This is a genomic window from Frigidibacter albus (assembly GCF_009908165.1).
Classification (GTDB): Bacteria; Pseudomonadota; Alphaproteobacteria; order Rhodobacterales; family Rhodobacteraceae; genus Frigidibacter; species Frigidibacter albus.
In genome coordinates this window covers 86,900-103,557 of sequence record NZ_JAAAUC010000008.1, presented here as the reverse complement: position 1 = coordinate 103,557, position 16,658 = coordinate 86,900, and the positions used below count along the sequence as shown (strand labels likewise).

Below are 16,658 nucleotides of genomic sequence, written 5' to 3'. Positions count from 1 at the left end.
ATCTCGAACAGGTTCTACCGCGCTGCGGATTCGCGTGCCGCCCCACGGGCAGTGTTATCCACAATCCGCCCACAGCTTCGTGCCCCGCCGCCGCGCCCGCCAGCAAGAACCCGCCGGATCAGACCTTGCGGGCCTCCTGCCACTCGCGCGGCGCCTTCAGGAAGCTCTCGACTTCCGTCAGGGTCGCCTCGTCAAAGGCGCCCTGCGCCCGCGCCTCGGCCAGCACGTCCCACCAGGTGCAAAGGTGCAGCAGCTTCACGCCATGCGCGCCCAGCTTCGCCTCGGTGTCCGGGAAGATGCCATAGTAGAAGATCACCGCGGTATACCCGCAACTCGCCCCGGTCTCGCGGATCGCATCGACGAAGGACAGCTTGGAGCCGCCATCGGTGGTCAGATCCTCGACCAGCAGCACCCGCTGGCCTTCGGTCATCACCCCCTCGATGCGGGCATTGCGGCCATAGCCCTTGGGCTTCTTGCGCACATAGGTCATCGGCAGCGCCAGCCGCTCGGCCACCATCGCGGCGAAAGGGATTCCGGCCGTCTCGCCGCCGGCGATATTGTCGAAGGCCTCGAACCCCGCCTCGCGCAGCACCGTCACCGACAGGAAATCCATCAGCGTCGCGCGGATGCGCGGATAGCTGATCAGCTTGCGGCAATCGATATAGGTCGGCGAGGGCAATCCGCTCGCCAGCGTGAACGGTGTCTCGGCGTTGAAATGCACAGCCTTGATCTCCAGCAGCATCCGCGCGGTCAGCCGGGCAATCTCATCCTTCGGGGGGTAGCTGCTGGGGATCATCTCAGGGGTCCTTTTGTTGATACGGTTGCGGCTTCTTGCTGGCGGAAATATCCCGGGGTCCGGGGCAGCGCCCCGGCCGCCCGCCAGTGGCCAGGCGCCGGGGGTTTCACACCCCCGGACCCCCGTGGGATATTTCCGCCAGCAAGAAACATCAGTCGGTGACGGTCCAGTGGACCGGGAAGCCGGGGTCGAAGACGGTGACCGCTTCCGCGCCCACGGTGATCTTGGCGGGGAACTCTGCGGGGGCCGCGCCCTTGGTCAGCGTGATGCGGGCTTCGTTCACCGGCAGGCGGTAGAAGCCGGGGCCGTTCCGGCTGGCGAAGGCCTCCAGCCGGTCCAGCGCGGCCTCTTCCTCGAACACATGGGCCAGCAGGCTCATGGTATTGGTCGCGGTGAAGCAGCCGGCGCAGCCGCAGGCATGTTCCTTCAGCCGGTCGGGGTGCGGCGCGGAATCGGTGCCGAGGAAGAAGCGCGCCTCGCCAGAGGTCGCGGCCGCGCGCAGCGCCAGCCGGTGCTCCTCGCGCTTGGCGACGGGTAGGCAGTAGTAGTGGGGTTTGATGCCGCCGACGAGGATGTGGTTGCGGTTGAGGATCAGGTGATGGGTGGTGATCGTGGCGGCCAGATCCGCGCCGCCGGAGCGGGCGTAGTCCACGCCCTGGCGGGTGGTGATATGCTCCATGACCACCCGCAGGCCCGGCGTCGCGCGGCGCAGCGGATCGAGCACCGTGTCGATGAACACCGCCTCGCGGTCGAAGATATCCACCTCGGGCGTGGTCACCTCGCCGTGGATGCACAGCGGCAGGCCGATCTCGGCCATCATCTCCAGCACGGCGCGGACCTTGGCGAAGTCACGCACGCCGCCATGGCTGTTGGTGGTGGCGCCGGCGGGGTAGAGCTTCACGGCCTTCACGAGGCCGCTTGCCGCGGCCGCCCGCGCATCGGCGGGGTCGGTATCTTCGGTGAGGTAGAGCGTCATCAGCGGCTCGAACGCCATCCCCTCGGGCAGGGCCTGCAGAATCCGCTCGCGGTAGGCCCGCGCATCGGCGGCGGTCACCACCGGCGGCACCAGGTTCGGCATGATGATGGCACGGGCGAAGTGGCGGGCGGTTTCGGGCAGCACCGCCGCCATCATCTCGCCATCGCGCAGATGCAGGTGCCAGTCATCGGGGCGGCGCAGGGTGAGAGTGGTTGTCATGGTGCCCTCGGCTGCTGGTTTCGCGCTGTCCTACACAGGTCTGCGCGGCGTTTCCAGTGCGGCGGCGGCTGGCCGGGATTTCCGCGTTGCCTGAATTTTGGGCGAAGGCGCCTGATGCGCGGGCAGTGCCGTGCCGCAGGTCGCGGTCCCTCCGGAACCTTGCAACCCGGCGGATGGTGCGGAAGCCCCCCCGGACCTACCCTCGACCCCATGTTCCACCATCCAGCCTCAATCCCGATCCCGTCCGCCGCCCTTCCTGGGGCGATGCAGCGGGCCAGCGGCGAGGCCTCGGTCGAGATGATCGCCAAGGCCGGGCGCACGCATCTGGCGGATCTGTGGCAATCGGGCTCGGCCAAGGCGATGCTGCCGCGGATCCACGGGCCCGATCCCGAGGTGGTGTTCCTCAACACCGCCGGCGGGCTGACCGGGGGTGACACGCTGCGCTACGCGCTCGACCTCGGCCCCGGGGCCCGCGCCGTTGCCACCACGCAGACGGCGGAACGCGCCTATACCGCAGGCGGGCCGGGCGGGGGGCGCGCCTCCATGCAGGTGCGCCTCACGCTGGGGCCCGGCGCCCATGCCGACTGGCTGCCGCAGGAGACCATCCTTTACAACGGCGCCGCCCTGTCGCGCCGCACCCGCGCCGACCTTGCCCCCGGCGCCTCGGTGCTGATGGCGGAAATGCTGGTGCTGGGGCGCGCGGCGATGGGCGAGGCGGTGGCAGAGCTGGCGCTGTCGGACCGGCGCGAGGTCTGGCGCGGCGCGGTGCCGGTGCTGGTCGATCCCTTCGCGCTGACCGGGGCGAGCCTGTCGCTCCCCGGCACCGGTCCGCGCCCGGCGCTGCTGGCGGGCGCGCGGGCGGTGGCGATGCTGGCGCTGGTGGCGAATGGCGCCGAGGATGCCGCCGGCCCGCTGCGCAGCGCGCTGGCGGGGCTGGAGGATGCCGAGGCTGCTGTGTCGGGCTGGGACGGGCGCTGCCTGGTGCGCATGCGCGCCGCCGATGGCCTGCCGATGAAACGCGCCGTCGCACGGGCCTTGCATATCCTGCGCGGCGGAGCCAGCCTGCCGCGAGTCTGGCAGATCTGAGGAAGGACGGGCATGAACCTGACGCCGCGGGAGAAAGACAAGCTGCTGATCAGCCTCGCCGCCATGGTGGCGCGCGGGCGGCTGGCGCGGGGGGTGAAGCTGAACCATCCCGAAGCCATCGCGCTGATCACCGATTTCGTGGTCGAGGGGGCGCGGGATGGCCGCAGCGTTGCCGACCTCATGCAGGCGGGCGCGCATGTGATCACGGCGGGTCAATGCATGGAAGGCATCCCCGAGATGATCCCCGACGTTCAGGTCGAGGCGACCTTTCCCGATGGCACCAAGCTGGTGACCGTCCACCACCCGATCCGCTGACGAAGAACCGAGGGACCGATGAAAAGACTGCTCCTGACCGCTGCCTTGACTGTGCCGACCGCGGCGCTGGCCCATACCGGGCATGACACCGGCAGCCTCGCCTCCGGCATGATGCACCCCATCGGCGGGCTCGACCATGTGCTGGCGATGGTGGCGGTGGGCCTCTGGGCCGCGCAGGCAGGCGGGCGGGCTGTGTGGGCTGCGCCCGTGGCCTTTGTCGGCGCGATGCTGGCGGGCGGGGCGATGGGCATGGCCGGGATCGGCTTTCCGGCGGTGGAGCCGATGATCCTGGCCTCCATCGTCGTGCTGGGGGCTGCGGTGGCGCTGGCGGCGCGGCTGCCGCTGGCCCCGGCGCTGGCAGCGATTGCGCTGTTCGGTGTGGCGCATGGCCATGCCCATGGCGCCGAGGGTCCGGCCAGCGGCATGGCGGCCTATGCGGCGGGCTTTGCGCTCGCCACCGCCGTGCTGCACGGGGCCGGGCTTGCGCTTGGCTTCGGCCTCGCGCGGCTGGCAATCGCGGTGCGGATGCTGGGCCTTGGCGCGGCGGGGGCAGGGCTTGCCCTTGCCGTCGCGGGTTAGGGGCGCGCGATGATCCCCGGAGAGGTTTTCCCCGCGGCGGGCGAGATCGAGCTGAATGCCGGCCAGCCTGTCACCACACTTCTGGTCGCCAATACCGGCGACCGGCCGATCCAGGTCGGCAGCCATTACCACTTTGCCGAGACCAATCCGGGCCTGTCCTTCGACCGGGATGCGGCCCGCGGCCAGCGCCTCGACATCGCCGCCGGCACCGCGGTGCGCTTCGAGCCGGGCCAGACCCGCGAGGTGCATCTGGTGCCGTATCGCGGCGCGCGGCGGGTGTTCGGCTTCAACCAGCAGGTGATGGGCGAGCTTTAGCCGGGCATGGCTGGCCGGCCGCTTTGCGCTGGCGCCGCGGCGGTGGCGCGGGCATCTTGCGCCCGAACCGCCGGAAGGAGCCCCGCCATGACCCCCCAAACCTCCCGACTCGCCCCGCGCCTCATCGCCGCCGCGCTCTGCCTCGCCCCGCCTGGCGCCAGCGCACAGGACGCGCCCGACATCGATTGCGCCAACCCGATGACCCAGATGGAAATGACCTTCTGCGCCGAGCAGGACTGGATCGCCGCCGATGCCGACCTCAACGCCGCCTGGGCGCCCGCGATGGCCCGGATGCGCGCCCTCGACGAGAACCAGCCCGCAGACCTGAAAGGCGCCGCCGACGCCCTGCGCGCGGCGCAGCGCGCCTGGGTCAGCTACCGCGACCTCGCCTGCACCGCCGAGGGCTACCAGTTGCGCGGCGGATCGGCCGAGCCGATGGTGATCTATGGCTGCCGGGCGCGGCTGACCGAGGCCCGCACCGAGGCGCTGCAGGCGCTGGCCGCGCCGATGTAAGGTCGGGGACGCCTTCCTGTCCGGAAAAGCCGCGCAAAGATGCCTATGGCGCTGTGCAGAACTTGTGGGAAAGCCTCTGTCTTCGCGCCTTGCCCTGCGGCTTGCGCAGCCTGAGACGAGCGCCCGCATCCGGCCCCGCCTCCACAGCATACCCGCCATGCACGGAACCTGCGGCCCCGCCGGCGCTTGTGCAGGTGCAGCAACAGGAGCGCCCCATGGCACAACGTCACACCTCTCTCGCGCCCCTCTACGTGGGCATGGACTTCTGGCGGATCGCTCTCGAGGCGCAGACCGTCATCGCCTTCCGCATGGCCGGGATGATGGGCCTCTGGGCCACCAAGCCGCAGGAAATGACCCGGATGATCGAGGAGAAGCCGACGGTCATGCTCGACGCCTTCATGGCCGCCAGCTCCGCCTTCATGGCCGGCGCGGCACCCGCAGGCGTGATGCGCGCGGGGATGAAGCCCATCGGCGTCAAGACCGCCGCCAATGCCCGCCGCCTTGGCAAGCTCGGCCCGCGCCTGATCTGCGGCTGATCCTGCGCGGGCCCGGCGCCGTTCGACGAGGGCAGGCGCGGCAGGCTGCGCCGACCGGTCGCCATCGCCACCGGATCCTTGGGTGCCCTGGGGACGATCTTGCCGCTGCGCCGCAGCATCTTCGCGCAATGGTGCCGGTGGCGGCGACATCAGCGCCACCGGCACCGCCGTCTTCGCTGACGAGCGGGCTTTGGGGCGGACGCGACGCGGAGGCGGCCTGACCGCTATCGGAAACCCGCCGCCGCGATCCGGGGTGGCGGTTCCGGGATCGCGCCCCGCGCTGTCGCCTTTCGCGCCGCCGCCGTCGCTTCGGGGCTGGCGCCGCTGCCGCCGCCGCGCATTGTGCAGGTCAGCCTCAAGACCCCCGCGCGAAGGATACCCAAGAATGACCGCCTATGTTCTGACCGTCACCTGCCCCTCGCGCCGCGGCATCGTCGCCGCGATCTCGGGCTTTCTGGCCGACAAGGGCTGCAATATCACTGACAGCGCCCAGTTCGACGATCTGGAGACCGGCCAGTTCTTCACCCGCACCACCTTCACCAGCGAGACCGGCGCCACCCTCCCCGCCCTGACCGAGGCCTTCGCCGCCATCGCCGAGCCCTTCGGGATGACCTGGGCGATCCACGACGCCGCGCACCGGGTCAAGGTGCTGCTGATGGTCTCCAACTTCGGCCATTGCCTCAACGATCTCCTCTACCGCTGGCGCATCGGGGCGCTGCCGATCGAGATCGTGGGGGTGGTGTCCAACCACCTGACCTACCAGAAGGTGGTCGTGAACCACGACATCCCCTTCCACCTGATCAAGGTGACGAAAGAGAACAAGCCCGAGGCCGAGGCGCGGCTGCTCTCGCTGGTGGAGGAAACCGGCGCCGAACTGGTGGTCCTCGCCCGCTACATGCAGGTCCTGTCGGATGCGCTCTGCCGCAAGATGGCGGGGCGGATCATCAACATCCATCACTCGTTCCTGCCCAGCTTCAAGGGCGCCAACCCCTACAAGCAGGCCTTCACCCGCGGCGTGAAGCTGATCGGGGCGACGGCGCATTACGTCACCGCCGACCTCGACGAAGGCCCGATCATCGAGCAGGACACCGTCCGCATCACCCATGCCCAAAGCCCCGAGGACTATGTCAGCCTCGGCCGCGACGTGGAGGCGGCGGTGCTCAGCCGCGCCATCCACGCCCATATCCACCACCGCGTCTTCCTGAACGGCAACAAGACCGTGGTGTTTCCGGCATCCCCCGGCAGCTATGCCTCGGAGCGGATGGGGTAGGGACACAGGGAGGGGGCCTTCTGCCCCCTCTTGGCGCGTTCCGCGCCAATTCACCCCCGAGGATATTTGGAAAAGGCAAAGGGGCAGGGGCGCCTCTTGTCCTTTGCCTTTTCCAAATATCCCGCGGGGGGAGTCCGAAGGACGCCAGTCCGCAGGACGGGGGGCGCGAAGCCCCCCTGCGCCCCGGGGCTACAGCGCGCGCCAGCCGATATCGCGCCGACAAAAACCGCCGGGCCAGTCGATGCGGTCCACCAGCCCATAGGCGCGCTGACGGGCCTCGGCGAGGCTCGTCCCGCGCGCAGTGACGTTCAGCACGCGGCCGCCGGAGGCGATAATGCTGCCTTCACGTTCGGCAGTGCCGGCGTGGAACACCATCTCGAGGCTCGTCTCCGGCAGCTCCTCCAGCCCGCGGATCTGGCTGCCCCTGGCATAGTCCCCGGGATAGCCGTTCGTCGCCATCACCACGCTCAGCGCATGATCCTCGGCCCAGGTCACGGTCAGGCCCGCAAGCCGCTCCTCGGCGCAGGCCAGCAGCAGGTCCAGCACCTGCGCGCCAAGGCGCATCATCAGCACCTGGCATTCTGGGTCGCCGAAGCGGACATTGTATTCGACCAGCCGCGCCGCGCCATTCTCGATCATCAGCCCGGCATAGAGCACGCCCTTGAACGGGGTGCCGCGGCGGGCCATTTCGGCGATGGTCGGGCGAACGATCTGCGCAAGCGCCGCTTCGGCAATCGCTTCGGTCAGCGCCGGGGCGGGCGAGTAGGCGCCCATGCCGCCGGTATTGGGGCCGGTATCGCCGTCATACGCCCGCTTGTGGTCCTGCGCGGATCCGATGGGCAGCACCGTCTGCCCGTCGCAGAGCACGAAGAAGCTTGCCTCCTCGCCGGTCATGAATTCCTCGATCACCACCTCGGCCCCCGCCGCGCCGAAAGCGCCGCCGAAGATCTCGTCGATGCCCTCCAGCGCCTCGGCCTCGGTCATCGCCACGATCACGCCCTTGCCGGCGGCGAGGCCGTCGGCCTTGACCACGATCGGCGCGCCGACTTGGCGGATATAGTCCTTGGCCGGCTCGGCTTGCGTGAACCTGGCATAGGCGGCCGTCGGCGCGCCGCAGGCATCGCAGATCTCCTTGGTGAAGGCTTTCGACGCTTCCAGCCGTGCCGCCGCCGCCGACGGGCCGAAGGCCAGGATCCCCGCAGCCGCCAGCCCATCGGCAATGCCGGCCGCCAGCGGCGCCTCGGGCCCGATCACCACGAAATCCACCGCATTCGCCTCGCAGAACGCCACCACCGCCGCGCCGTCCAGCACATCGAGTGCCGCGCATTCGGCCAGCTGCGCGATCCCGGCATTGCCGGGCGCCACGATCAGCCGGTCGCATTTCGGGTTCTGCTTGATCGCCCAGGCCAGCGCATGTTCGCGCCCGCCGCCGCCCAGAACCAGAATGTTCATTGCCGCCCCCATGTTCCGGCCGCCTTGGCCTTCGGTCCCGGGCGTTCTAGGGTGCGGGGGAAACTCGCACAAGTCTCGGGGCGCGCCGATGGATGACCTTTTCGAAGATGACGGCCCGGATACGGGCGGCAACGCCCATGAATACAGCGTGTCCGAGCTGTCGGGCGCGGTGAAGCGGGTGATCGAGGGCGAATTCGGGCTGGTGCGGGTCCGCGGCGAGGTGGGGCGGGTGTCGCGCCCGGCATCGGGGCACCTTTACTTCGACCTCAAGGATGACCGATCGGTCATCGCCGCCATCTCGTGGAAAGGCCAGGCGGCGAAGATGGCCGTGCGCCCCGAGGAGGGGATGGAGGTCATTGCCACCGGACGCCTGACCACCTTCCCCGGCCAGTCGAAATACCAGCTGATCGTGGAACAGGTGGAACCCGCGGGTGCCGGCGCGCTGATGGCGATGCTGGAGCGGCGCCGCGCCGCGCTGGCGGCCGAGGGGCTGTTCGATGCCGCCCGCAAGCAGCCCATCCCGTTCCTGCCCCAGGCGATCGGCGTCGTCACCTCGCCCTCCGGCGCCGTGATCCGCGATATCCTGCATCGCCTCCGCGACCGCTTTCCGCGCCGGGTGCTGATCTGGCCGGTGGCGGTGCAGGGTGAGAAATGCGCCGCCGAGGTCGCCGCCGCCATCCGCGGTTTCAACGCGCTCACCCTCGGCGGCGCGATCCCGCGGCCCGACCTGATCATCGTGGCGCGGGGGGGCGGCAGTCTCGAGGACCTGTGGGGCTTCAACGAGGAAGTGGTGGTGCGCGCCGCTGCGGCCTCCACGATCCCGCTGATCTCGGCCGTGGGGCACGAGACCGACACCACCCTGATCGACTTCGCCGCCGACCTGCGCGCGCCGACGCCCACCGCCGCGGCAGAGCTGGCGGTGCCGGTGCGAGCCGACCTGATGGCGCTGATGGCCGAGCAGGGCGCGCGCCTGCACCGGGCCGTGCTGCAGCGCGGGCAGACCCGGCGGCAGCGGCTGACCGACCTTGCCCGCGCGCTTGGCCGCCCCGAGGCGCTGCTGGCCCCGGCGCGGCAGCGGCTGGACCTGGTCGGCGGTCAGCTCGACCCGGCGCTGCGCGGGGCCACCGCGGCCCGGCGCGCGGGGTTCGAGCGGCTGGCGGGCAAGGTCGGGCCGGGGTTGCTGACCGGCTTCATCGCGGCCGCGCGGTGGCGTCTTGCGGACTGGTCCGCCCGCCTCGCCCCCGCGCTCGGCCTGCGGCAGGAGCGGGCGCGTCAGCGGCTGGCCGACTGGTCCGGCCGGCTCGCCCCGGCGCTGGCGCGGGCCGCGGCCGAGGCGCAGCGGGATACGGCGCGCAAGGCGCAGGCCCTTGCCGGGCTCTCGGCGCGGCTGGACGGCGCCGTCGGCGCACGGGTGCAGGCGGCGGGCGAGCGGTTGGCGGCGCTGGACCGGATGCGACTGACTCTGGGATATACGGAAACCCTGCGCCGGGGCTACGCCGTGGTATGGGCGGGGGCCGGCGTCGTCACCAGCCGCGCGGCGGCAGCGGGGGCAGGGGCGCTGGAGATCGAGTTTCAGGATGGGCGGTTGCCGGTGCAGTCCGGCCCCGGCGCGTCACAGCCGGCGCCTATGCCAATAGTCCCGCAGCCCGAGGCGCCGACGCCCAGGCCACGCAAACCGCGGGGCGGTGGCGGTGGCAGCAACGGTGGCCAGGGCTCGCTCTTCTAGCCTACACGCCCACATCCGGCCCGGCGCAGCCAAGCGGCTCGGGGCTGTCCTCGACCGCCACCAGCGGCTCGCTGGCCGGGTCGCCGCGGAACTGCGCGCTGAGGCCCCCGGGCGTGTCATAGAAGGTCCAGCATTGCAGGTCGGGCAGCCCGTCATAGGCAAAGCAGATATGCTCGCCATCGGGGAACCACGTGCCCTCCTTGCAGATATCGCCCAGGAACGCCCACCGCACCTTGCGGCCCGGCAGATACTGCTCGATCCCGTAGATCTGCCCGCCCGCCGCATAGGTCAGCGTGCGCCCGCGCGACAGGGCATCGAACTCCTCGGCCGTCAGCGGCGTGCCGGGATCGGCGCTGGCCGCGGTGGCGAGGAGTGCGGTAAGGGCGGCGAGGCGGAACATGGGCAGACTCCTGCGGCATCTGGCGCGAGCCTGCCAGATGCCGCCGCGCTTCGCCAGTGCCGAGGGGTCACAGAGCTGTCAGTGGGGGCGGCCTTTGCAGGTGAACTCTGCCGCACGCCCGACATCCTCAGGGCATCCTCGAAGTGCTGTCGGGTCAGTCGGGCGGAAAAAGGCGAGGCACTGCCTCGCCCCGCCCGTTCGAGACACATGCCCCCGGAGCCTGCGGCAACACGAGACCGTATGAGGACAGCGCCCGACATGGGCGGGGCGGGCGCTGGCCGGGCCCTTTGGGGGCCCGACCGGTGCAAGATGTGATGACAGGGTGTGGCGAAGGCGATGGCCTTCGCCATGGCAGGCGACCGCAGGAGCGCCCCCTCGTCCCGCCGAGCGAGCGTGCAGACAGACATCCCACGCCACCCTCCCTTCCATCCTCGGCCCGAAGCGACTAGGTGAGGGACAGCAACCTTTCTCTCCAGACCCCGGGGGCGCCGATGTCGTTCTTCAACAAGCTCAGGGACCGGCTTACGCGCTCCTCCTCGAAACTGGGCGAGGGGCTGGATGCGATCGTGGAGGAGGGGGCGCCCGAAGCAGGGGCGCCGAAGGCCGCCCCCGCACCGGCGCCTGCACCCACCCCCAGCCTGATCGGCCGGATCTTCACGCGCGAAACCGCCGCCGCCGCGACCGAGGCCCCGCGCCGGGTCCTCGACGATGCCATGCTCGAAAGCCTCGAGGAATTGCTGATCGCCTCCGACATGGGCGTCGAGACCGCGCTGCGCGTCACCGCCAACCTTGCCGAGGGGCGGATGGGCCGCCGCATGTCGACCCCCGAGATCAAGACCGCGCTCGCCGCCGAGATCGCCCGGATCATGGAGCCGGTGGCCCGCCCGCTGCCGATCTATGCCAAGCGCCCGCAGGTTGTGCTGATCGTCGGCGTCAACGGGTCGGGCAAGACCACCACCATCGGCAAGCTGGCCAGCCAGTTCCGTGCTGCCGGCAAATCGGTGGTGATCGCGGCCGGGGACACCTTCCGCGCCGCGGCGGTGGAGCAGTTGCAGGTCTGGGGCGACCGGGCCGGCGTGCCGGTGCTGACCGCGCCCGAGGGATCGGACCCCGCCAGCCTTGCCTTCGACGCGATGACCAAGGCGCAGGAAACCGGCGCCGACCTTCTGATGATCGACACTGCGGGCCGGCTGCAGAACCGCGCCGACCTGATGGAGGAGCTGGCCAAGATCGTCCGGGTCATCCGCAAGAAGGACCCCGAGGCGCCGCACAACACCCTTCTGGTGCTCGACGCCACCACCGGCCAGAACGCGCTGCTGCAGGTCGAGGTGTTCCGCAAGCTGGCGGACGTGTCGGGGCTGGTGATGACCAAGCTCGACGGCACCGCCAAGGGCGGGGTGCTGGTGGCGCTGGCCGACAAGTTCGGCCTGCCGATCCATGCCATCGGGGTGGGCGAACAGATCGACGACCTGCAGCCCTTCGATCCCGACGAGTTCGCCCGGGCACTGGTCGGCCTCTGACGCGAATGGCCTGCGCGCCCCCTGGGCCCGTCGCGCGCCAAGGCGCGTCCCCTGCTTCGCCCTTTGCCTTTTCCAAATATCCTGCGGGGGTGCGGGGGCGCAAAGCCCCCGCCGGCCAGAGCCCCGCGCCTCAGCCTCCGATCCTGTCCGACAGCCGCTTGAACAGCCACAGCACCACCACCGCCAGCACGCTCGCCATCACCGCAAGCCCGGCATGGCCGGTGCCGCAGGCCAGCCCCACCGCGCCGGCCATCCACATTCCGGCGCCGGTGGTCAGCCCCTTCACATGCCCGCCCGACACGATGATCGACCCGGCGGCCAGGAACGCCACCCCCGCCGTCACCGCCTCGATCAGGCGCAGGATGTCGGTGCGCTGCTCGCCCGGTGCCGCGGTCGGCAGCGCGATCAGCTCCAGCGCGATCAGCGAGAACAGGCAGGCCGCGACGGCGATCAGCATATGGGTGCGCAGCCCCGCCGCCTTGCCGTGCATCTCGCGGTCGAGCCCGATCAGCCCCCCCAGCAGCAGGGCGGCGACCAGCCGCAGCGCCGCGATGCCGGGTGCGGTCGCGGTGAAGGACCCGGTCAGTTCCGTGGCAAACCCGTTCCAGATCCCGGTCATCGCGCCTCCTTTCGCGCCGGGAAAACGCGGCGCGGCTGCGGCTGTTCCCGCCCGCAAGGGCGGCGCAGGATGAGCAACTGGATCCTCTCGCTCGAAGGCACTCCCGCGGGCGCTCAGGCAGCCCTGATCCTCGCGCTGGCCGCTGCCGTCCTGCACGCCGTCTTCGGCGCGCTGCAGAAGGGCCGCCACGACCCCTGGGTCAGCCGCGCCGCCATCGACAGCTTCGTCGTGCTCTACGCCCTCGCCATGATCCCGCTGGTGCCCTGGCCCGAGCCGCATATGTGGCCGATCTTCGCCGGGGCCTGGGTGATCCACATCCTCTACAAGATCCTGCAGGCGATGACCTACAGCCGCGGCGCCTATACCGTCGTCTATCCGGTGGTGCGCGGCACCGGCCCGCTGTTCGCGGTGATCGGCGCCGGACTGATCTTCGGCGAGCATTTCACGCCCGGGCAATGGGCGGGGGTGGGCGTGCTGCTGGCCGGGATCTTCGGCCTGGCCGCCTACAACCTGCGCACCATCACCGTCGACCGTGACACGCTGGTTCCGGCGCTTGGCCTCGCGGTGGCGACGGGCGGCTTCGTCGCGCTCTACACCACCTATGACGCCTATGGCATCCGTGCCAGCGCCGACCCGTTCACCTTCCTGGTGTGGTTCTTCCTGATCGACGGGCTGGCGCTGCCGCTGGTCTTTGCGCGCAGGATCGGGCGGCTTCCCGCCGCGGATCGCGCCGCGCTGGTGAAACGGGGTGCACTCGGCGCCGTGGTGGCCTATCTCAGCTTTGGCTCGATCATGCTGGCCACGCGGCTCGACAAGGTGGGCGAGGCGGCGGTATTGCGAGAGACATCGACGGTCTTCGCGGCGCTGATCGGCTGGCTGGTGCTGGGTGAGGTGGTGGGGATGCGGCGCGCAGGCCTGATGGCGCTGATCGCGGCGGGCGCGGTGATCGTGAAACTGGCAGGCTAGGAGAGCAGGATGACCGATGAGGAAATCGTAGGCGGACGCGCCGCGGCAGAGCTGCAGGGCGCGCAGCCCAAGGGCCGCAAGATCAGCCCCTGGCTGAAGCTGGGGCTGGAACTGGGGCCGGTGGTCGCCTTCTTCGTGGCCTTCGGGCGGCTGGAGGATACGACCTTCACCGTTGGCGGGACCGAATATGGCGGCTTCATCCTGGCCACCGCCGGCTTCATCGTGCTGATGGTGATCTGCACCGGCATCCTGTGGCGCCTGACCGGGCGGCTCGCGCCGATGCAGGTGGCGACGCTGGTGCTGGTGGTGCTGTTCGGCGGGCTCTCGGTCTGGTTGAACGATGACCGCTTCTTCAAGATGAAGCCGACGATGATCTACATCCTGTTCGCCGCCATCCTCGGCTTTGGCCTCATGCGCGGCAAATCCTACCTCGCGCTGGTGATGGAGGAGGTGATGCCGCTGACGCCCGCCGGCTGGCTGATCCTGACCCGGCGGCTGGCGCTGTTCTTCCTGGCGCTGGCGATTGCGAACGAGGCGGTCTGGCGCACCATGTCCGATCAGGCCTGGGTCAACTTCAAGACCTTCGGGCTGACGCTGGCGATGTTCGGCTTCTTCATGGCGCAGAGCAAGCTGATGCAGAAGCACGCGCTGCCACAGGAGGGCGATGAGGGCTGAAGGCGCGCAGCCGACGCGGCTTGCTGGATTTCAGCGATGCGGCATCGGGCACCGACAGCAAAGCGCTGCCAAGGTCATGCCCCTGTTACATGAAGCCGCTACCCGCCTCTTGAACCTTCAGGAGGACATCATGCGGATCATCCAGACCATCGCCCTTACCTCGGGCCTCGCGCTCGCCGCCGGCGCCGTTTCGGCGCAATCGGTTGCCGATCTCTGCCCGGCGCCGCTGAAGATGGCCGATACCGGCATCGAGGGCATGGGCGTGCTCGAAGAATCCTTCGCGCCCTTCGCCGCCAAGTTCGAAGAGATCACCGGCGTCGAACTCGCGCTCTACTCGCTGTCGAACCGCACCGCGGCCGGCACGGCGCTGCAGTTCGACGAAGTTGACTTCGTCTTCTCGGGCCCGTCCGAATTCGTGCTGTTCCAGCAGCTTGCCCCGCTCGACGTGCTGTTCTCGATCGAGCGTCCCAGCTACGGCTCCTCCTTCGTGGTCAAGGCCGACAGCGACATCATGACGATGGCCGATCTGAAAGGCCACAAGGTCGCGCTCAAGGACGTGGGCTCCACCTCGGGCCATATCTTCCCGATGAAAATGATGAAGGACGCGGGCCTCGACATCGACAAGGATGTCGAGATCGTCATGGCCGGCGATGCCCGCATCCAGGTGCTGATCAACGGCGATGTCGATGCGATGGGCGGCGGCAACAAGGACTATGCCGCGGTGCTGGAGCAGGACCCGGGTACCGAATACCGCCTGCTGGCCGAAAGCGGCCGTCTGCCGGGCGACCCGGTGGTGATGCGCGCCTCGCTGCCGCAGGACTGCCGCGATGCGCTGCGCGCGGCGCTGGCCGAGAACTCCGATGCGCTCTGGGCCGCGCTGACCGAGACCCCGAACAACGCCGAGAAGTTCCTCGAGGATGACAGCTACATGTCCTTCGAAACCGACCCGGCGGTCTATGACATGGTGCGCGACGCCTATGAAGTGGCCGGCATCGCGCTGGACGACTGATCGCCGCAAGGCAAACTGCTGCTGGCGCCGCCCCTGACAACCGGGGGCGGCGCCGTCATTGAACAGGAAGGCCCCGCCCATGCCCCAGACCTTCGCCGACCCGGCCCGCCCGGGTCCCGCGCTGCGCGCGCAGGACCTGCATGTCAGCTTCGGCGACCTCAAGGTCCTGCGCGGCGTGTCCTTCGATCTGGCCAAGGGCGAGGGCGCTGTGCTGCTGGGGGCCAATGGCTGCGGCAAGTCCACGCTGATGCGGGCGCTGAACGGGCTTGCGCCGGTCGCCTCGGGCCAGATCTGGGTAGAGGGGCAGGCCATCGTCGGTGCCCCGCTGCGTGCCGTGCGCGCCGCCCGTCGGCAGATGGGCTATGTGTTCCAGCAGTTCAATCTGGTGCCGCAGCTTTCGGCGCATCAGAACGTGCTGTTCGGCGCGATGGGCCAGCGGCCGCTGGGGGTGCTGGGGGTGATGAACGCCTTTGCCCGCGCCGAGGACCGCGAGCGGGCCATGGCCTGCCTCGACCGCGTCGGCCTTGCCGACCGCGCCACCCATCGCCCGGCGGAACTGTCCGGCGGCCAGCAGCAGCGCGTCGCCATCGCGCGGATGCTGATGCAGGCCCCCCGCGTGGTGATTGCCGACGAGCCCATCGCCAGCCTTGACCCCAAGGCGGGGCGCGAGGTTCTGGACCTGCTGTGGCGCATCGTCGAGGAAGAGGGGCTGAGCCTGCTCTGCACCCTCCACCAGCTTGACCTCGCAGAGGAATATGGCCGCCGCCTGATCGGGATGAAGGCGGGGCGGATCGTGCTCGACGCCGCCACCGGCTCGGTAGAGCGTGCCGAGCTTGACGCGCTCTACACCGGCGCCGCCCGGGTCGATGCCGCCCCCGAAGGAGTTGCCGCATGAGCCGCCCCGATCTTCCCCCCCGTTTCCGGGCGCCCTCGGCCCTCGCCTGGGTGCTGATGGTCGGCTTCGCCGCCTTCTTCATCCAGGGCCTCTACGGCGCCGATGTCTCGCTCGACCGGCTGATCCGCGGCGCCACCAACCTCGTGCGCTTCGTGTCGCTGGCGATCCCGCCCGACTTCGCCCGCTGGGAGACGATCGGCTGGGCAATGCTCGAGACGATGAACATCGCCATCGTCGGCGTGACCTTCGGCTGCCTGCTGTCGGTGCCGCTGGCGCTGCTGGCTGCGCGCAACACCTCGCCCAATGCCGTGGTGCGGGTGATCGCCCGGCAGCTGATCGCCATCGCCCGTACCATCCCCGACCTGATCTGGGCGCTGATCTTCGTGGTGGCGGTGGGGCTCGGTCCGCTGGCCGGTATCCTCGCCATCATCCTCGACACCATCGGCTTTGCCGCGCGCTTCTATTCGGAACGCTTCGAAGAGGTGCAGAAGGGCCCGTCCGAGGCGCTGACCTCGACCGGGGCCGGGCGGCTCTCGGTGATCGCCGGCGCGATCCTGCCTGAAAGCTTCGCCTCGATGACCGCCACCTCGCTCTATTCGGTGGAAAAGGCGATCCGCTCGGCAGTGACGCTCGGCCTCGTCGGCGCGGGGGGCATCGGGGTGGAACTGTCCACCGCGATGCGCCTGTTCCAATACGACCAGGCGGCGGCGATCATCCTCGTGGTGCTGGTCGCGGTGATCGGGTTCGAGCACCTGTCCTCGTCGATCCGCAAGCGGATCATCTGAGGAGCC

The 16,658-nt window shown here is 69.9% G+C and carries 19 protein-coding genes; 14 read left to right on the top strand and 5 right to left on the bottom strand.

Annotated elements, in window-relative coordinates; genetic code table 11:
* Nucleotides 1-118: 118 nt before the first annotated feature.
* Entirely contained in the window at nucleotides 119-796 is a 678-nt protein-coding gene (locus GVY41_RS13415) for an orotate phosphoribosyltransferase (protein WP_161347346.1), read from the bottom strand.
* A gap of 151 nt (nucleotides 797-947) precedes the next feature.
* Nucleotides 948-1,991, bottom strand: a complete 1,044-nt coding sequence (gene pyrC / locus GVY41_RS13410) for a dihydroorotase (RefSeq protein WP_161347344.1) — start codon at nucleotides 1,989-1,991, stop codon at nucleotides 948-950.
* Between the two features lie 210 nt (nucleotides 1,992-2,201).
* On the opposite strand from pyrC, the gene GVY41_RS13405 reads away from it, so the two are divergent.
* The 7 genes from GVY41_RS13405 to purU all read left to right on the top strand — a co-directional run bounded on the left by GVY41_RS13405 (nucleotide 2,202) and on the right by purU (nucleotide 6,605).
* Nucleotides 2,202-3,077 carry an urease accessory protein UreD gene (locus tag GVY41_RS13405; protein WP_161347342.1) on the top strand — a complete coding sequence of 292 codons (876 nt, stop codon included), beginning with the start codon at nucleotides 2,202-2,204 and terminating at the stop codon, nucleotides 3,075-3,077.
* A 12-nt stretch (nucleotides 3,078-3,089) separates the two neighbouring features.
* Nucleotides 3,090-3,392 carry an urease subunit gamma gene (locus tag GVY41_RS13400; protein WP_161347340.1) on the top strand — a complete coding sequence of 101 codons (303 nt, stop codon included), beginning with the start codon at nucleotides 3,090-3,092 and terminating at the stop codon, nucleotides 3,390-3,392.
* A gap of 18 nt (nucleotides 3,393-3,410) precedes the next feature.
* Nucleotides 3,411-3,971 carry a HupE/UreJ family protein gene (locus GVY41_RS13395; RefSeq protein WP_161347338.1) on the top strand — a complete coding sequence of 187 codons (561 nt, stop codon included), beginning with the start codon at nucleotides 3,411-3,413 and terminating at the stop codon, nucleotides 3,969-3,971.
* Nucleotides 3,972-3,980: 9 nt separating this feature from the next.
* Nucleotides 3,981-4,286, top strand: a complete 306-nt coding sequence (locus GVY41_RS13390; protein ID WP_161347336.1) for an urease subunit beta — start codon at nucleotides 3,981-3,983, stop codon at nucleotides 4,284-4,286.
* A gap of 87 nt (nucleotides 4,287-4,373) precedes the next feature.
* Entirely contained in the window at nucleotides 4,374-4,799 is a 426-nt protein-coding gene (locus GVY41_RS13385) for a lysozyme inhibitor LprI family protein (protein WP_161347324.1), read from the top strand.
* A gap of 215 nt (nucleotides 4,800-5,014) precedes the next feature.
* Nucleotides 5,015-5,335, top strand: a complete 321-nt coding sequence (locus GVY41_RS13380) for an antifreeze protein (protein WP_161347322.1) — start codon at nucleotides 5,015-5,017, stop codon at nucleotides 5,333-5,335.
* A 385-nt stretch (nucleotides 5,336-5,720) separates the two neighbouring features.
* A complete protein-coding gene (gene purU, locus GVY41_RS13375; protein WP_161347320.1) occupies nucleotides 5,721-6,605 on the top strand; it encodes a formyltetrahydrofolate deformylase in 885 nt (294 codons plus the stop codon).
* 189 nt (nucleotides 6,606-6,794) lie between these two features.
* On the opposite strand, the gene purD is transcribed toward purU, so the two are convergent.
* Nucleotides 6,795-8,057: a phosphoribosylamine--glycine ligase gene (gene purD, locus GVY41_RS13370; RefSeq protein WP_161347318.1), complete on the bottom strand. Its 1,263-nt coding sequence runs from the start codon at nucleotides 8,055-8,057 to the stop codon at nucleotides 6,795-6,797.
* Nucleotides 8,058-8,145: 88 nt separating this feature from the next.
* Between purD and xseA the strand changes: the two genes are divergently transcribed.
* Nucleotides 8,146-9,783 (top strand): exodeoxyribonuclease VII large subunit, encoded by a 1,638-nt coding sequence (gene xseA / locus GVY41_RS13365; protein WP_161347316.1) that lies wholly within the window; start codon nucleotides 8,146-8,148, stop codon nucleotides 9,781-9,783.
* A gap of 1 nt (nucleotide 9,784) precedes the next feature.
* Here xseA and GVY41_RS13360 read toward each other — a convergent pair whose 3' ends face one another.
* Nucleotides 9,785-10,183, bottom strand: a complete 399-nt coding sequence (locus GVY41_RS13360; RefSeq protein WP_161347314.1) for a hypothetical protein — start codon at nucleotides 10,181-10,183, stop codon at nucleotides 9,785-9,787.
* Nucleotides 10,184-10,674: 491 nt separating this feature from the next.
* On the opposite strand from GVY41_RS13360, the gene ftsY reads away from it, so the two are divergent.
* Nucleotides 10,675-11,703, top strand: coding sequence for a signal recognition particle-docking protein FtsY (ftsY, locus tag GVY41_RS13355; protein ID WP_161347312.1), 1,029 nt, complete (start codon nucleotides 10,675-10,677; stop codon nucleotides 11,701-11,703).
* A gap of 130 nt (nucleotides 11,704-11,833) precedes the next feature.
* Here the strand turns inward: ftsY and GVY41_RS13350 are convergent, their stop codons facing one another.
* On the bottom strand, nucleotides 11,834-12,322 hold the full coding sequence (locus tag GVY41_RS13350; RefSeq protein ID WP_161347310.1) for an MgtC/SapB family protein: 489 nt from the start codon (nucleotides 12,320-12,322) through the stop codon (nucleotides 11,834-11,836).
* Nucleotides 12,323-12,391: 69 nt separating this feature from the next.
* Between GVY41_RS13350 and GVY41_RS13345 the strand changes: the two genes are divergently transcribed.
* The 5 genes from GVY41_RS13345 to phnE all read left to right on the top strand — a co-directional run bounded on the left by GVY41_RS13345 (nucleotide 12,392) and on the right by phnE (nucleotide 16,652).
* Entirely contained in the window at nucleotides 12,392-13,288 is an 897-nt protein-coding gene (locus GVY41_RS13345; RefSeq protein WP_161347308.1) for an EamA family transporter, read from the top strand.
* Nucleotides 13,289-13,297: 9 nt separating this feature from the next.
* Complete coding sequence (locus GVY41_RS13340; RefSeq protein ID WP_161347306.1) at nucleotides 13,298-13,963, top strand: inner membrane-spanning protein YciB; 666 nt, start codon at nucleotides 13,298-13,300, stop codon at nucleotides 13,961-13,963.
* 130 nt (nucleotides 13,964-14,093) lie between these two features.
* On the top strand, nucleotides 14,094-14,972 hold the full coding sequence (gene phnD, locus GVY41_RS13335; RefSeq protein ID WP_161347305.1) for a phosphate/phosphite/phosphonate ABC transporter substrate-binding protein: 879 nt from the start codon (nucleotides 14,094-14,096) through the stop codon (nucleotides 14,970-14,972).
* 79 nt (nucleotides 14,973-15,051) lie between these two features.
* A complete protein-coding gene (locus GVY41_RS13330; RefSeq protein WP_161347303.1) occupies nucleotides 15,052-15,867 on the top strand; it encodes a phosphonate ABC transporter ATP-binding protein in 816 nt (271 codons plus the stop codon).
* Complete coding sequence (phnE, locus tag GVY41_RS13325; RefSeq protein ID WP_161347301.1) at nucleotides 15,864-16,652, top strand: phosphonate ABC transporter, permease protein PhnE; 789 nt, start codon at nucleotides 15,864-15,866, stop codon at nucleotides 16,650-16,652. The genes GVY41_RS13330 and phnE overlap by 4 nt, the downstream gene beginning before the upstream one ends.
* Nucleotides 16,653-16,658 lie beyond the last annotated feature (6 nt).

Coding starts and splice junctions, on each gene's coding strand:
- GVY41_RS13415 (WP_161347346.1), bottom strand. CDS start 796: ATGATCCCCAGCAGCTACCCCCCGAAGGATGAGATTGCCCGGCTGACC.
- pyrC (WP_161347344.1), bottom strand. CDS start 1,991: ATGACAACCACTCTCACCCTGCGCCGCCCCGATGACTGGCACCTGCAT.
- GVY41_RS13405 (WP_161347342.1), top strand. CDS start 2,202: ATGTTCCACCATCCAGCCTCAATCCCGATCCCGTCCGCCGCCCTTCCT.
- GVY41_RS13400 (WP_161347340.1), top strand. CDS start 3,090: ATGAACCTGACGCCGCGGGAGAAAGACAAGCTGCTGATCAGCCTCGCC.
- GVY41_RS13395 (WP_161347338.1), top strand. CDS start 3,411: ATGAAAAGACTGCTCCTGACCGCTGCCTTGACTGTGCCGACCGCGGCG.
- GVY41_RS13390 (WP_161347336.1), top strand. CDS start 3,981: ATGATCCCCGGAGAGGTTTTCCCCGCGGCGGGCGAGATCGAGCTGAAT.
- GVY41_RS13385 (WP_161347324.1), top strand. CDS start 4,374: ATGACCCCCCAAACCTCCCGACTCGCCCCGCGCCTCATCGCCGCCGCG.
- GVY41_RS13380 (WP_161347322.1), top strand. CDS start 5,015: ATGGCACAACGTCACACCTCTCTCGCGCCCCTCTACGTGGGCATGGAC.
- purU (WP_161347320.1), top strand. CDS start 5,721: ATGACCGCCTATGTTCTGACCGTCACCTGCCCCTCGCGCCGCGGCATC.
- purD (WP_161347318.1), bottom strand. CDS start 8,057: ATGAACATTCTGGTTCTGGGCGGCGGCGGGCGCGAACATGCGCTGGCC.
- xseA (WP_161347316.1), top strand. CDS start 8,146: ATGGATGACCTTTTCGAAGATGACGGCCCGGATACGGGCGGCAACGCC.
- GVY41_RS13360 (WP_161347314.1), bottom strand. CDS start 10,183: ATGTTCCGCCTCGCCGCCCTTACCGCACTCCTCGCCACCGCGGCCAGC.
- ftsY (WP_161347312.1), top strand. CDS start 10,675: ATGTCGTTCTTCAACAAGCTCAGGGACCGGCTTACGCGCTCCTCCTCG.
- GVY41_RS13350 (WP_161347310.1), bottom strand. CDS start 12,322: ATGACCGGGATCTGGAACGGGTTTGCCACGGAACTGACCGGGTCCTTC.
- GVY41_RS13345 (WP_161347308.1), top strand. CDS start 12,392: ATGAGCAACTGGATCCTCTCGCTCGAAGGCACTCCCGCGGGCGCTCAG.
- GVY41_RS13340 (WP_161347306.1), top strand. CDS start 13,298: ATGACCGATGAGGAAATCGTAGGCGGACGCGCCGCGGCAGAGCTGCAG.
- phnD (WP_161347305.1), top strand. CDS start 14,094: ATGCGGATCATCCAGACCATCGCCCTTACCTCGGGCCTCGCGCTCGCC.
- GVY41_RS13330 (WP_161347303.1), top strand. CDS start 15,052: ATGCCCCAGACCTTCGCCGACCCGGCCCGCCCGGGTCCCGCGCTGCGC.
- phnE (WP_161347301.1), top strand. CDS start 15,864: ATGAGCCGCCCCGATCTTCCCCCCCGTTTCCGGGCGCCCTCGGCCCTC.